Origin of the sequence: Burkholderia sp. HMSC10F09, assembly GCF_001806955.1 — a bacterium.
Classification (GTDB): domain Bacteria; phylum Pseudomonadota; class Gammaproteobacteria; order Burkholderiales; family Burkholderiaceae; genus Burkholderia; species Burkholderia multivorans.
This window is the reverse complement of sequence record NZ_KV786681.1, coordinates 14,654-27,830: the sequence shown is the minus strand read 5'-3', so window position 1 is coordinate 27,830 and position 13,177 is coordinate 14,654. Positions and strand designations below refer to the sequence as shown.

Genomic DNA, 13,177 nt, shown 5'->3' with positions numbered 1-13,177 from the left:
CTCCTGTTACTAGAACGGCAGGTTGACCGACAGGAAGCCCGTTTCCGAGCGTTCCCGCTGGCCGTCGTACGCATGGCTGCTGACTTCGATGCCGTAGCTGAGCGTGATGTCGCGCTTGAACGTCCACGCGTGCTCGAGGCGTGCGCTCCACAGCGCGCTCGTGCCGAAGCCGCGCTGGTTGAACGCGCCGCCCGACGCGTACAGGCGCTGCTGCAGCGACATGTCGCCTTTCTTCCACAGCGTCATTTGGTGCATCGCGGTGACGGCCGCGGCGTAGTCGCGCCTCGGGCTGAAGTAGGGCGTGTCCTGCCGCGAGTTGCTGTCGGTGCCAAGGCCGAGCGACACGTTGACGAGCTGGTTCGCGGACGTGTAGACGCGCTGCGTGCCGGTGGCGGCGATTTCCTGGTGGAAGTTCGAGTCGCTGAAGCGGCTCACGCCGTAGGTCAGCTTCACTTCGCGCCGGTCGTTCTGCCGGTATGCGATCTCGACGTTGGCCGAGCGGCCCCAGATGTGCGCGACATACGCTTTCCACGGCAGCGAGTTGTCGTTGCTGTCGACCGCGCCGCTCAGCGTCCAGTAGTCGTCGACGTTGTAGGTCACCGTGCCGCGTCCGCCGGTGCGACCGTCGCCGCCGAACGAGCGCGTCGCTTCGGCCTGGATCGTCAGCGGCCCGTGCCGGTAGTCGCCGCCGACGCCCGTGCGCGTGCGGCTGATGCGGCCCGTATCGGTCTGCGCGAAGCCGTAGAACGTGTGCGAGAACACGCGCCAGTTGTCGCCGAACGGCTGCGAGTAGATGTAGCTGTCCGACGAGAAGCTGTTGTCGGCCAGCGCGCTGTTGCCGTGCTCGTAGCTGATGTCGGTCGTAAACACCGGGCTGCGGTACGCGTTGTAGTCGCGCTTGAACGAGCGCACCGCGGCGCTGTCCGGGAACGTGTTGTCGAGAATTTCGTCGGTCTCGCGCGCGGTCGCGTAGTCGTCCGCCGTCAGTGCGGCCCGGCCGAGCCCCGCCCGCATTTCGACGCTGTCCGGGTGATCGGTCAGCGTCGCCCTGTACATCGCCATCGCCTGACGCGGATGCGACTGCCCGGACACCGCGTCCGCATGCGCGGAGCGCACTTCGGCATTGAACGGCACCTCCTTTTCGAGCCGTTCGAGCTCGGCGATGCCTTCGTCGACGCGGCCCGTGTAGATCAGGTACTGCGCGCGCAGCCGGTAATAACGCAGGTAGTCCTCGTTTGCCGGATCCCACGGATGCACCTGACTCGCGGGCGGCAGGGCCGTGTCGATGTCGTTCAGTACGCGGCCCGCATCGGCGGCGCGCGCCTGATCGATATACGACCAGAACAGCCCCTCGCGCAGCTCGATCGGCCGCGTGCGCGAACCGTACTGGAAGCCGCGCGTCGCGCGGTCCGCGGCCGGCGCGCTCGCCTGTTTCAGCGCGCGCTCGTAGACGGCGCTCGCCTTGCCCGGTTCGCTGACGTAGAGATATGCGTCGCCGACCGCGGCCAGCGCGTCGATCGAGATCTCCGCGTCGGGCGGAATCGTCTCGAACGTCGCGATCGCCTTGTTCATGTCGCCGCGCGCGGCATAGGCGATCGTGCGGTCGCCGGCGAGCGCCGTGCGCACCGACGAATACTCGGGCGTGACCGGCATGCGCGAGTCGAGATCGTCCGCGGCCTTCAGTGCCTGGTCGATGCCGTCGAAGCGGTCGGTACTCGTCATCGAGCGCGCCTTGTCGCGGCCGCCGCGTACCTGCTGGCGGATCGACAGTTCCTCGAGTTGCGCGAGATCGACGGCCGAGAACGCGTCGGGCCGCGCCTTCGCTTCGTCGAGCGCCTTGACCGCGCCGCCGCTGACCGCGAGCCCGAACACGTCGTTGCGGACGGTCGCGGGGTCGGCGGTGCGCAGATTCGGCGCCTGGGCGTTCGGCGCCTGCGCCTCCGGCGGCTGTTGGGGCGGGGGCGTTACGTCCGGGCGCTCGATCGACGGCGCGCCGATCATCGGCGCCGCGCCGGCCGGCGTCGGACTCGGCGCAGTCGGCATTGCCGTGCCCGACATTTGCGCGATCGCCGTCGGTGCGGTGGGCGGCTGTGCGGTGGGCGGCTGTGCGGACGGTGGCGTCGCGTGGGGCGTCGTTGCGTCAGGCGCCGTTGTATCGGGCGCCGTCGCGTCGTGCGACGTTGCGCCGGCTGTCGGCACATCCGCCGGCATGGTTTCGGACGCGCCCTGCGTGCCGGCGGTGCCGCTGGCGCCGACGGCGTCCGCCTCGCTGTCCGCGGCAAAACAGGAGCCGGAGGCGACGAGCAGCAAGACGAGCGGCGCGTGCACGAGCATCCGCCGGTTGGGCGGAGCGACGGTGGTGCATTGTTGTTTCGGATTGTTGGCCACGGTGTGTCCTCACTTCGAGACGATCACGTCGATCGCATACCCGGCGACACGAGTCGCCGGTTGCCGTGCGGCCGGGATTAGGGCCCCGGCTGCGCTAGGTCGCCTTAAAGGCGATTGCGGATAGCTTGTCCGAGCAATGCGCGCGACTCGCTGTTCATCGGGTCGATCGCAAGCGCGCGGCTGGCGTTCTGCTCGACGCAATCCCACTGGTCGAGCTGCGCGCACCAGCGCGCCCGCGCGAGCGCGCGTGCGCCTTCCACCTCGTCGCGCGACACGGCCGCCGGCTCCATCTGTGCGGCGTCGCTGGCGTAGCGCTCGTGCTTCGGCGCGGCATACGAGCGTTTGTGCGTGCTCGCGAGCACCGATGCGCGCGGCCGATGCGCGTCGCGGCGACGCGTCGTCGAGTGACTCGACGTCGTTCCCGTACGCGGGGTCGCGGCGAGCGCCGCGGGTGTCGACGCGGCGTCGGCCGCCTGCGGCGGCGCGGCGGTCCGTGCGTTCGAGACGGCCGCTGGCACGGCGGCCGATATCGAGGCAGACGCAGACGCAGGCGCGCCCGGCGGCGCGTTTTGCGCGAGCTCGATCGCGGACGCCGAGTGCGCGCCGGACACTGCTGCGACGACGGCCTTGCCCGTCTTGTCGGCCGCGTTCCCGACCGCGCCGGAGATGTCGTGCGAGGCGCCTCCATGACCGACGCGCGCATCTCGCTCGATGTACGCGAAGCCGCCGAAGATCGCGGCAAACGCGACGATGCTCAATGCGGCGTTCTTTCCGGGTCCCCAGGTCGGCTTCTGCGGGGAGACGGCACGGTCGTCCGGTCGTTCTGCACGGGTCATTCACTGCTCCTCTGATCGATGTCGTTATTGGCGAGCGGCGTCGTCGCGCGCTTCGCCGGTGGGCCGGCACGGCGTGCCGTTCACCATCGCAGCTGCGCGGTCAGCGATCCCGTTTCGACGATCGCGAACTGCATCGAGCCCTCGTACGTCCCCTCGACGCGGTAGCTCGCTTCCGGAAGACTGAACAGGCAGCGCGGGCCCGTTGCGTTGAATTCGACGAGCACGCGGCCGTGCCGTCGGAGCCGAACCTGCACGTTCGACAGCGGCTGTCCCGTCTGCGCGGACACGAAGGTCACGCCGAGGTTGTACGGGCGGCCGTCGGGCGGCAGTGGCGCGCTGCTGTCGATCTGCGTGTCGCCGCACACGTACGAGATCACGTAGCGGCCCGTATCCGGCGCCGAGGCGGTCGCGCTCGTTTGCGCGTACGCGCCCGCGCACAGCGCCGACATGACCACCGCGATAAAAGGACCAGCGTGCTGGCGAAGCGAGGATGACATTGCGGCCTCCGTCCGGATTGGGGGTGCGTGATTATTCAGAACAAAAAAATGCCGGCGTAATTTCGCGACACGCTATTGATACACGAAGGGTTTTTAACAAACAACTGTGTGTCGCACTGATGGGACGGATTATCGGCCTGTATTAAATGCGAAATCAGATGAAACCGAATTTCTCGCTTAATTATGATTAAAGGCGATATTGCCGGTGCGCCTGGAATGCGCCGGTAGAGATTGATCGGCTCGCAAATTATGGTCCCGGAACGCGGGGATTTTGTGCCGGAAAATAACGGCAGACAAAAGCAAGATTTGCCTGCAAAGCCCGGCCCGGCGGGCTTATGCGGGGTAATGGATCAGATGATTCGAGGCCGTCGGTGCGGTACCTTACATGACGCTGTCGGATGGTTCGCAAATCAAAATTTCTATTTCGGTTGTAACAAGGTATTTCCATACGATAGATCGGACGGAATTAGCCTTCAAACAGGTATGATGAAGTAAAAAATGCAACGCGGATCGGAAAACGTTTTCGACTTAAAATGAGTTTCATTATCGGCAGCGATTGTTATCTGGCGTACAGACGAAAAGAAAAATGCTCGCCGGGTACATTGATTGCACTATTTCGCCGCACCCGTTTCGTATGCGGTTTTCAGTCGCGGCCGGGTATGTCGCGACGGGTCCGAGGACTTTCGTTCGTCGTTGAGTTGCGGCGGCTCGCGATCGTGGCGGCGCTTGGACCAGACCCCGCAATGCGCACGTGCGGGCGCGCCGGCATGGCGACGCTGCGCGGCGAACTTCCGGCGTTGCGTAGTGGTGTGCGACCGGTATCACGTTCGTCGATGGAGGCGGCCCGGTCGACTATGACGACCCGAGGGTTCGGAGACGCCGCGCGGGGGCGAAGCAGTGTGCACGATTCAGTGGCGCGTTCGATCTCAACACGGCGACGCGGCCCGTCATACATTGGCGACCGCGGCGAATCGGCCGCGTGTAGTGGGCGTTGCCTGTAACGCGCCCGACAAGCGGCACAACGCCGGGTGTGCGGCGGGCGGAGCGGCGGCGGCAGGCTTGTTCCGACGAATGGGCGGTGCCGGGCTCACGCATGCAAGGATTGTCGATTGACGCGCTCGAGTTCTTGCCGGACGCGAGCTGCAGACAGGGCCGGGCGGCTTGCCGTTGTCACGGGCGCCGACGACAGGCAGATAGGCTGCGCGGGACGTCCAATAGCAAGGTGCGCATCCCGCGGAGTCACTGCCGCGCATGTTCGTGATCCGACCGCATCGTTGCCGTGTCGGCGCCGATGGACAGCATCGTCGAATTGACGCCGCCATTGCGGACCCACGTCATACCGCCGATCTTGTCGAGCGAACCGGCGGTTGCAACGCGGGCGACCGGGAACCCGTTTCGATCGCGCCGCTACGACGAGCACGCGCTCGACCGTATGGTTGCGTATGCCGCGATCGAACGGCGGCCCGGCGACGGCGTCGCGCACCGCGTCGCATACGTTGAGTCGCGACGCGTGCTCAGCCGGGGCCGGGACGGCGCGCGTCCCGCGCATCGAATGCCGTCTACGTTGCGACGCGCATTCCGTCACGCGTTCGCGGCGCCGCTCGAGTCCAGCGCGCGATCAACCGGAAGCCGAACAGCATCGACGTGGAAGTGCTTCAGTTGCTCGAGCGTTCCTGCTTCCATCGTCGTGTACGCGGTGCGATGCCGACGTCGCCATCTATGAAAACGACCGTCTGACCGCTTTTCCTCGAAGTGCAAGATTGAATTAACACAATTAAACGCTGTTCTGCATACGCGCAAACGTTTCAATACGAATGAATTGCGCAATTTAGACAAATCGAATGCAAGTCGGATTGTCCTGAGGCACATAACTGCGCGTGGACGAATTCGAATTGCGTGAAAGCCTAAAGGCGATCGCTGCGAGTCTCGTAGCACTGCAACATAAGTTGACCGGCCGGCATCTGCATATTGCAGCGCGCGGTCGTTCGCTGCCGAAAGCCGACCCGTTCATTCGGCGCAGTCGCCGCGGCCGGCAGAGCCCGTACGCTCTGCAGCCCGCGCGCGGCCTCCGTCTCCGCGCGGGGCGGCTGCAGCGCTAGTCGCGCCGGCAAATCGCAATACTTTGTTATATCTATTTAATAGTTTGTTATATCCATTTAACAGTTTGTTATATCTATTTATTAATTAGCGATTCGTGGCGTGTCTCTATATCAAAAATTGACATTATAAATTTGCCAGATACTTGGCGATTTTGATGGAAATTCGACCTATTAGGACGAGTCTATATTTTCTAAACGGAAATTTCGAACTCGTATTATTTTTGCGATGAGGGTGACATGAAAGAATCGCCGCCGTAATTTGAATCGTTAGTGAATATTTTGAAGTCGACGCGCCGTGAATCGGCACCACCGCCTGTGAGGCACGCCACGTTGCGAAGCGTGTTTGCCCGCATCCTCTCTGCCGTCGGTATCAGGCTCCTGTTCGTCGTCGTCGGCTTGGCGCTCGTCTCGGCCGGCGTGGCTTGCAACGCGATGCCCGCGCCGGCCGGGATGGTGTCGGAGCCTGCCGCCACGCCAGCGGGACGCGTCGGGACCGTATCCGAGCCTGACGCCACACCGACGGAACCGGCCGACGCGCTTGCGGAGCCGACGACGACCGTACCCGCACGGCGTGTCGAATTCGACATCGAGACGCTGAAGGAGCGCGGTCTCGATCCGGCGCTCGCCCAGTACTTTGCGGAGAAGCCGCGCTTCGTCGGCGGCGTGCATCGTGTGTCGCTGTCCGTCAACGGTCAACCGCGCGGCACGGTCGACGTTCGCTTCGACGATCGCGGTAACGTCTGCTTCGACCGCACGTTGATCGGCCGCGCGCGCCTGCGCCTGCCGGACGAACTCACACCGCCGCGCCGGTGGAGCCTGCTCGCATTTCTGAGCGGACAGCAGCCGCTGCTTGCGGAGCCGGAGACGGTCGACACACGCGAATCGGGCACCGACGGATCGGCATCGCGCGGCAACGACGCGGCGGGTGCCGCAGCGAACGATGCGCGTCGCGTTGCCGAATCCGAACGCCGGCTGGCACAACCGTTCGCCGCGAACTGCTACGACTATCGGACGTTTCAGCCGCAGACCGAAGTCAGCGCCGATTCGGCGAAGGATATGGTCGAAATCGTCGTGCCGGCGGACGCGCTGACCCGGCCGCGTCCCGGCGATAACGCGTCGTCCGGCGGTGCCGGCGCGATGCTGAACTACAACGTCGTCGCCGGCGGCAGTCGCTCGAGCGGCAGCAGTACCGCGACGTTCCTGTCCGCGGATACCGAAGCCGGGTTCAATCTCGGCGACTGGGTCGTGCGCAGCGCGCAGACGTACTGGCGGCAGCAGGGCCAGGCCGAGTTTCAGATGCCGTACGCGTTTGCGCAGAAAACCGACGTCGAGACCGGCTATCTGGTGCAGGCGGGGCAGATCGGGATCCGCAACCCCGTGGTCAGCGGCATGCCGATCGAGGGCGTGCAGATCTTGCCCGACGACGCACTTGCGGCCAGCGACGGCGGCAGCACGATTCGCGGCGTCGCGACGCAGCAGTCGCGTGTCGAGGTCCGGCAGGCCGGCATTCTGATCTACACGACGCTGGTGCCGGCCGGGCCGTTTCTGCTGCGCAACGTGACGCTGATCGATCGCTCGTCGCTGATCGAAGTCACGCTGATCGACGACGCGAACAACAAGCGCAGCTTCACGGTGCCGCCTGCTTCGCTCGTCGCGCCGCGCGGCGCACCGCTCGGGCTGTCGCTCGCAATCGGACGCGTGTACCAGTATCGCGGGCCGCGCGACATGGCGCGACCGATCGTGGTTTCCGTCGCGAAGGGATGGAACGTCGGCCGGCGGTCGAGCGTGGTGGCCGGCGCGATTGTCTCGTCGCGCCATCAGGGTGTCGGCGTCAGCCATTCGATGCCGCTGTTCGGAAACAGCGTATCGATGGGAAACAACGCACAGCTCAGTCGTTCACCGACGCTCGGCGAGCGCGGCGCAAGCGTCGGACTCTCGTTGTCTGCGCAGCTGCCGGGCGACATATCGATGAACGTGCAGGCGAATCGACAGACGATCGGCTTTCGCTCGCTGTCCGACACGCTGTATGACGTGCCCGATACCGTTCGCCGTTCGGCGTACTGGGAGATCATGCGCCACTACCGGATCCGGGACGTGATGTCGGGCTCGGCGAGCTGGAACAGCAAGCAGCTCGGCGCGCTGTCGGCGTCGTTCAATCGCTTCTCGACGTACGCCGGCTTCTCCGGTCAGCACGTTGCCGCGTCCTGGAATCGTCAGTTCGGGCGAGCGAGCCTGTCGATCAACGTCGACCGTTCGCTCGGCCGCGGCACGACCGGCGACGATACAGCGATTTACGCGTCGCTGAGTTTTCCGCTTGGACCGGTTCACACGAGCACTTACGTGACGCGCAACGGCGGCATGCTGCGCGGCGGCGTGAACGCGAGCCAGACCGTCAACGACTTCGTCAGTTACAACATCGGCGTCGAGCGTGGGCAGCACAGCGGCAGCGAGCGCGGATTCGCGACGCTGAGCTTGTGGCCGCGCTACACGCAGGTGTCGATCAGCGGTTCGGCGCAGCGCGACAGCGGATCGCTGTCTGCACAGGTGCAGGGCGGCATCGTCGCGACGAAGGCGGGCGTCACGCTGTCGCCGTACAGCATCGGCGAAACGTTCGGCATCGTGTCGACCGGTGAACTGTCGGGCGTGAGCATCAGCACGCCCGCGGGCATCGTGTGGACCGATCCGCGCGGCAAGGCCGTGATCGGCAGCATTCCGGCGTATACCGAGGTCAGCACGGTAGTCCGTACCGAGACGTTGCCGCGCGACGTGGACGTGCGGAACGGCTATGCGGAGCTCAATGCGGGACGCGGATCGGTGAACTTCGTCGACATCGAGGTGCGCCGGACGAAAAGGATGCTGCTCAACGTGCATCTGCAAGACGGGAGCCCGCTGCCGGTCGGCGCATCGATTCGCGATGAGAAAGACCAGTACGTGACGACTGCCGTCGGCGACGGCGTCGTCTATCTCGACCAGAACCCGGCAGGGCCGCTCGTCGCGCGTTTGCCCGGCGGCGGTCGGTGCAACCTGCAGTTTCAGGTGCCCGACGCGCTGCGCGCGGACGCGACCGTCGCACAGATCGACGCGACCTGCGATGCCGATTCCCATCCCAACTAGGGAGTATTCGATGAACACGATTCGCACTTTGGCAATCGCGGCGTTCGTGCTGGGCGGTGTGACGCTTGCCCGCGCCGAACGCTGCGCGATCGCCGTCAACGATCCGAAGGTCGATTTCGGGCGCGTATTCGGCGACCGCGTCGGCGCACCGCGCGGTGCCGATCGCCGTCCGGTCGCGTCGGCGAGCCGGGCGCTCGCCGTGCAGTGCCGACAGGAAAGCGTCGCGGCAATCCGCTTCGACGGCGTCCCGTCCGTGGACGGCAGCATCCGGCTCGGGGACGTAGCCCGCTACACGGTCACCGTGACGCGCGTCGCGCTCGACGGGCGCGACGTGATGGCGGGCGTTGCGCGAGGCGGCGATGCGGCGGCAGTCACGCCGGCCCCGCTGATCCTGATGCCGGGCGACATGCTCGTGCCGTACGACGCCAATCGTCCGGCAGCGGGCCGACGTCTCGACGTCTTTATCCGGATCGACGCATTTCGAGCGGCCGAGACGACGCTGAGCGGCGAGGTGACGGTCACGTCCGAGCCGCGCTTCAGCGTCGTTTCCACGCCGTGAGCGCGTTTCGTTCAACTTCGCTCTTTTCAAACCATATGGAGGACTGATGTCTCATATCAATCGCATTCTGTCGGCACTGCTGCCGATCGCTCTGACTGCCGTCCCGGCAGCACCCGCGCATGCGGCCGGCATGGTGCCGGAAACGTCCGTCGTTCTGATCGACGAGGCCGTCGGCGAAACCGCAATGAAAGTCCGCAACACCGACGACAAATCGGCGCTGCTGTACACGATCATCGAGCACGTGCCTGACGATCAGGAGAAGCTGTTCACCGTGACGCCGCCGGTCGCACGCGTCGACCCCGGTCAGACGCAGCTGGTTCGTTTCATCCTGACAAACAGGACGCCGCTGAAGACCGAGCGGCTCGCGCGCGTCGTCTTCGACACGATCGGCGAACGTAAGGACCCGGACGCAAGCATCGTCGCGATTCGCGTTCGTCAGAACCTGCCGGTGATCATGCACCCGAAAGGGCTCGCGGGGAATCGCGAGCCGTGGAAGCTGCTGAAGTGGGAAGCCGTCGACGGCAAGTTGCGCGTCGTGAATCCGAGCCCGTACGTCGTGCGTCTCGGCGCGACCGTCGAGGTGCTGCCGACGAAGAAGCAGGCGTACCTTCCGAACACGTACATGCTGCCCGGTCAGGCGACCTACGTGATGATGCCGAAAGACGACAAACGCAAGGGCGCGCCGCGCACGCCGTCCGCAAAGGATACTGCCATCACGGCCGAAGCGAAGGCCGAAATCGAAGAGATGCTGAAGCTCTTCCCGGGCGCCACGTCGATTCGCTTCCAGCCGGCAACGAGCTACGGCTACATGGCCGACATCTACGAGGCGCGGATCGAAACGCCCGCAGGCAGCCATCAAACGAACGCCGCGCAAAGCGGTTCGGCATCGCGATGACAATCGGGCCGGTCGCGGACGTCGTCAGGCAATTTAGAACTTGTTCTATATAAATTTGGATCACTGATCAATAGAATCTGTCACATCCGATATTGATGCCATTCTTTATCGGATATTTTTGAGCAATCTGCTATACAACAGGAGAGCAGCAATGAATCGAATGAAACTGAATCCGGCGCTGGGCGCGATCGCAATCGGCGTCGCGATGCTGGCCGCAGCACCTCAGGCATTCGCGCAGTCGTCCGCGGTGCTGAAGGTCACGGGCACGATCGTTCCGCCGGCATGCACGCCGACGTTCGAGGGCGGCAGCACGATCGACTTCGGCCAGGTGTCGCCCCGCGCGGATTTCACCAAGGTCGGCGAGAAGAAGACGTCGCTGCGCATCGCCTGTACGTCGCCTTCGTTCATCGCGTTCAAGGTCACCGACAACCGGAACGGCACGCAGGTCAATCGCGGTTTGCTGACGAACTCGAAGGACACGGTGATGAGCTGGCTGGTGCCGAACCTCGCGGATCAGGGCGGCGGCATCATGGGCTGGAACGACCAGCTGTTCGGCCTGGGCAAGACGACGAAGGGCGCGAAGATCGGCGCGTACTCGATGCAGCTTGGTGCGGCGAAGGTCTCGGGTTCGACGAGCGGCGGCCTCGGCTCGCTCACGAACCTGGCGGTCACGACCGGCGTCTCGCTGAGCGACTGGATGCCGGCCGTCGGCGGCATTGCCGATTCGACGTACAAGTCGATCGCCGGCATGGTGCCGGGCTTCAACGCATCGCATGGGCTGTGGATCACGCGCAGCGGGATGCTCGGTAAGCTGGATAGCGACACCGGTCTGTACATCGCGAAGAACTTCAAGTATTCGGCGGTGAACGCATTCAACATCGGCAATGCACTGTCGATGGCGGTCGTCGGCGGCGGCGTCGCGCATGCGATCAACGGGACGAACTTCACGTTCCCGATCAAGGTGCGCGCGATGCTGAACTCGGCAAGCGAACTGGGTACCGGTACGGCCGAGAAGCTGGATGGTCAGGCGACGTTCGACCTCGTCTATATCTAATCTAGGCGCGGAATCGCTCGCCGGTCAGGCGAACCCGGGCACGACAACGGACGCGGTCGCGTCGCACATGTCGTCGTGCCGCTCAGGCGAGCGACCACGCCGATGTAGCGTGCGCCGCCGTGGTCGCGATCCTGCGATCACGGCGGCGCTGTCTTTTGAGCGGTCGCGCCGTTCGCGGGGGTCTTTCACGTCGGGATGGCTTGCGGCGCGGTCGCCGTGCCGCGAGAGCGCGGTATCGCAATCGACGCGCCGGCTTTGCAGGCCGCATTGCTTCCCGGTGCATGACGACGCTGGCCGCAAGCGGCGGGCGATGTTTAAGTCTTCGTTAATACTGCGCGCCTAGCATGACGGTGTCGGCGGCCGCGGTAGGTGGAGGTTCGGCGCCGATTGCACGCGCGGGTGCGTCGACGTGTTGGCGCCGCGCCCTCGCGCGTCGTCAGTCCATTGCAACGGCGGCCGATCATGATCAAGACTTTCGACTACCCGCTCGGCAACGACACGATTTCGCTTTGCGCAAGCTTCGGCGCCGGCCCGGCCTGGCGCCGCGTGCTCGTGAGCCGCGCCGATTCGATGGAGACGCTGGTGGTGCTCGACGCGCGCGGCCTGTCCGGGCTGCTGAAGGTCGCGACCGAGGCGCCGGAAGGGCTGCTGGACGACGCGATCCGCAAGGTCGGCGACGAGCGGCTCGTCGAACGCGCGATTCGCGGGAGAACGGTGGTGGAGGCGTCGTTGTGACGACGTCGTCTGCGCGCTTGCGCGGTGCGCGCGGCGCCGCATCGTGCCGCGCGCCTTCGTGCGTGAACTACATGGCGAAGCGGTCGGTCGCCGCGAGCAGCGCGCTCAGGATGCCCGGTTCGTTGTATGCATGCCCGGCGTCGGGCACGATTTCCAGCGTCGCGTCCGGCCACGCCTTCGACAGCTCCCACGCGGTGCGCGCCGGCGTCGCGATGTCGTAACGCCCCTGAACGATCACGCCCGGAATGCCCGCCAGGCGATGCGCGTCGCGCAGCAGCTGCCCTTCATCGACGAAGCCGCGATTCACGAAGTAATGATTCTCGATGCGCGCGAACGCGAGCGCGTAGTGGCCGTCCGCGAAATGCTCGGCGAGTGCCGGATCGGGCAGCAGCGTGATCGTGCGGCCTTCCCACACGCTCCACGCACGGGCGGCCTCGAGCCTGGCCGTTTCGTCGTCGCCCGTCAGCCGTCGATGGTAGGCGGCCATCAGATCGTCGCGCTCGGCCGGCGGAATCGGCGCGATGAATGCTTCCCACAGATCGGGAAACAGCCACGATGCACCTTCCTGGTAGTACCACAGCAGCTCGGCGCGTCGCATCGTGAAGATGCCGCGCACGATCAGTGCGCTGACGCGCGCCGGATGCGTTTCCGCATACGCGAGACCGAGCGCGCTGCCCCACGAGCCGCCGAACACGAGCCATTGATCGGCACCGACCATCTCGCGCAGGCGTTCGATGTCGGCGACCAGATGCCAGGTCGTGTTGTTGTCGAGGCTTGCGTGCGGCGTCGAGCGTCCGCAGCCGCGCTGGTCGAACAGCAGCACGTCGTAGCGCTGCGGGTCGAACAGACGGCGATGGTCGGCACTGCAGCCGGCGCCGGGGCCGCCGTGCAGGAACACGGCGGGCTTGCCGGCCGGATTGCCGCAGCGCTCCCAATAGATGCGGTGGCCATCGCCGGTGTCGAGATAGCCGTGGGCGTAGGGTTCGATCGGTGGATACAT

Annotated in this window: 9 protein-coding genes; 5 read left to right on the top strand and 4 right to left on the bottom strand. The window is 65.3% G+C overall.

Going from position 1 to position 13,177, the window contains the following annotated elements; genetic code table 11:
* Positions 1-9: 9 nt before the first annotated feature.
* From pgaA to HMPREF3115_RS12345, 3 genes are all read right to left on the bottom strand, one after another.
* Complete coding sequence (gene pgaA / locus HMPREF3115_RS12355; protein WP_035487802.1) at positions 10-2,388, bottom strand: poly-beta-1,6 N-acetyl-D-glucosamine export porin PgaA; 2,379 nt, start codon at positions 2,386-2,388, stop codon at positions 10-12.
* Positions 2,389-2,492: 104 nt separating this feature from the next.
* Positions 2,493-3,146, bottom strand: a complete 654-nt coding sequence (locus HMPREF3115_RS12350; protein WP_081068798.1) for a hypothetical protein — start codon at positions 3,144-3,146, stop codon at positions 2,493-2,495.
* A 158-nt stretch (positions 3,147-3,304) separates the two neighbouring features.
* Positions 3,305-3,721, bottom strand: coding sequence for a ubiquitin family protein (locus tag HMPREF3115_RS12345; protein ID WP_059936604.1), 417 nt, complete (start codon positions 3,719-3,721; stop codon positions 3,305-3,307).
* A 2,438-nt stretch (positions 3,722-6,159) separates the two neighbouring features.
* On the opposite strand from HMPREF3115_RS12345, the gene HMPREF3115_RS12335 reads away from it, so the two are divergent.
* The 5 genes from HMPREF3115_RS12335 to HMPREF3115_RS12315 all read left to right on the top strand — a co-directional run bounded on the left by HMPREF3115_RS12335 (position 6,160) and on the right by HMPREF3115_RS12315 (position 12,177).
* Positions 6,160-8,934: a fimbria/pilus outer membrane usher protein gene (locus HMPREF3115_RS12335; protein ID WP_227747541.1), complete on the top strand. Its 2,775-nt coding sequence runs from the start codon at positions 6,160-6,162 to the stop codon at positions 8,932-8,934.
* A gap of 10 nt (positions 8,935-8,944) precedes the next feature.
* Positions 8,945-9,493 carry a DUF1120 domain-containing protein gene (locus HMPREF3115_RS12330; protein WP_070554571.1) on the top strand — a complete coding sequence of 183 codons (549 nt, stop codon included), beginning with the start codon at positions 8,945-8,947 and terminating at the stop codon, positions 9,491-9,493.
* A 46-nt stretch (positions 9,494-9,539) separates the two neighbouring features.
* Positions 9,540-10,388 carry a fimbria/pilus chaperone family protein gene (locus HMPREF3115_RS12325; protein WP_070554569.1) on the top strand — a complete coding sequence of 283 codons (849 nt, stop codon included), beginning with the start codon at positions 9,540-9,542 and terminating at the stop codon, positions 10,386-10,388.
* A gap of 151 nt (positions 10,389-10,539) precedes the next feature.
* Complete coding sequence (locus tag HMPREF3115_RS12320) at positions 10,540-11,442, top strand: DUF1120 domain-containing protein (protein ID WP_006403812.1); 903 nt, start codon at positions 10,540-10,542, stop codon at positions 11,440-11,442.
* Between the two features lie 462 nt (positions 11,443-11,904).
* Positions 11,905-12,177, top strand: a complete 273-nt coding sequence (locus HMPREF3115_RS12315) for a hypothetical protein (RefSeq protein ID WP_006399824.1) — start codon at positions 11,905-11,907, stop codon at positions 12,175-12,177.
* 67 nt (positions 12,178-12,244) lie between these two features.
* Here HMPREF3115_RS12315 and pip read toward each other — a convergent pair whose 3' ends face one another.
* Positions 12,245-13,177 carry a prolyl aminopeptidase gene (pip, locus tag HMPREF3115_RS12310; RefSeq protein ID WP_006403811.1) on the bottom strand — a complete coding sequence of 311 codons (933 nt, stop codon included), beginning with the start codon at positions 13,175-13,177 and terminating at the stop codon, positions 12,245-12,247.

Excerpts from the sequence above, each read along its gene's own strand:
- pip (WP_006403811.1), bottom strand. The coding sequence starts at position 13,177 with ATGTATCCACCGATCGAACCCTACGCCCACGGCTATCTCGACACCGGC.
- HMPREF3115_RS12315 (WP_006399824.1), top strand. The coding sequence starts at position 11,905 with ATGATCAAGACTTTCGACTACCCGCTCGGCAACGACACGATTTCGCTT.
- HMPREF3115_RS12320 (WP_006403812.1), top strand. The coding sequence starts at position 10,540 with ATGAATCGAATGAAACTGAATCCGGCGCTGGGCGCGATCGCAATCGGC.
- HMPREF3115_RS12345 (WP_059936604.1), bottom strand. The coding sequence starts at position 3,721 with ATGTCATCCTCGCTTCGCCAGCACGCTGGTCCTTTTATCGCGGTGGTC.
- HMPREF3115_RS12330 (WP_070554571.1), top strand. The coding sequence starts at position 8,945 with ATGAACACGATTCGCACTTTGGCAATCGCGGCGTTCGTGCTGGGCGGT.
- HMPREF3115_RS12325 (WP_070554569.1), top strand. The coding sequence starts at position 9,540 with ATGTCTCATATCAATCGCATTCTGTCGGCACTGCTGCCGATCGCTCTG.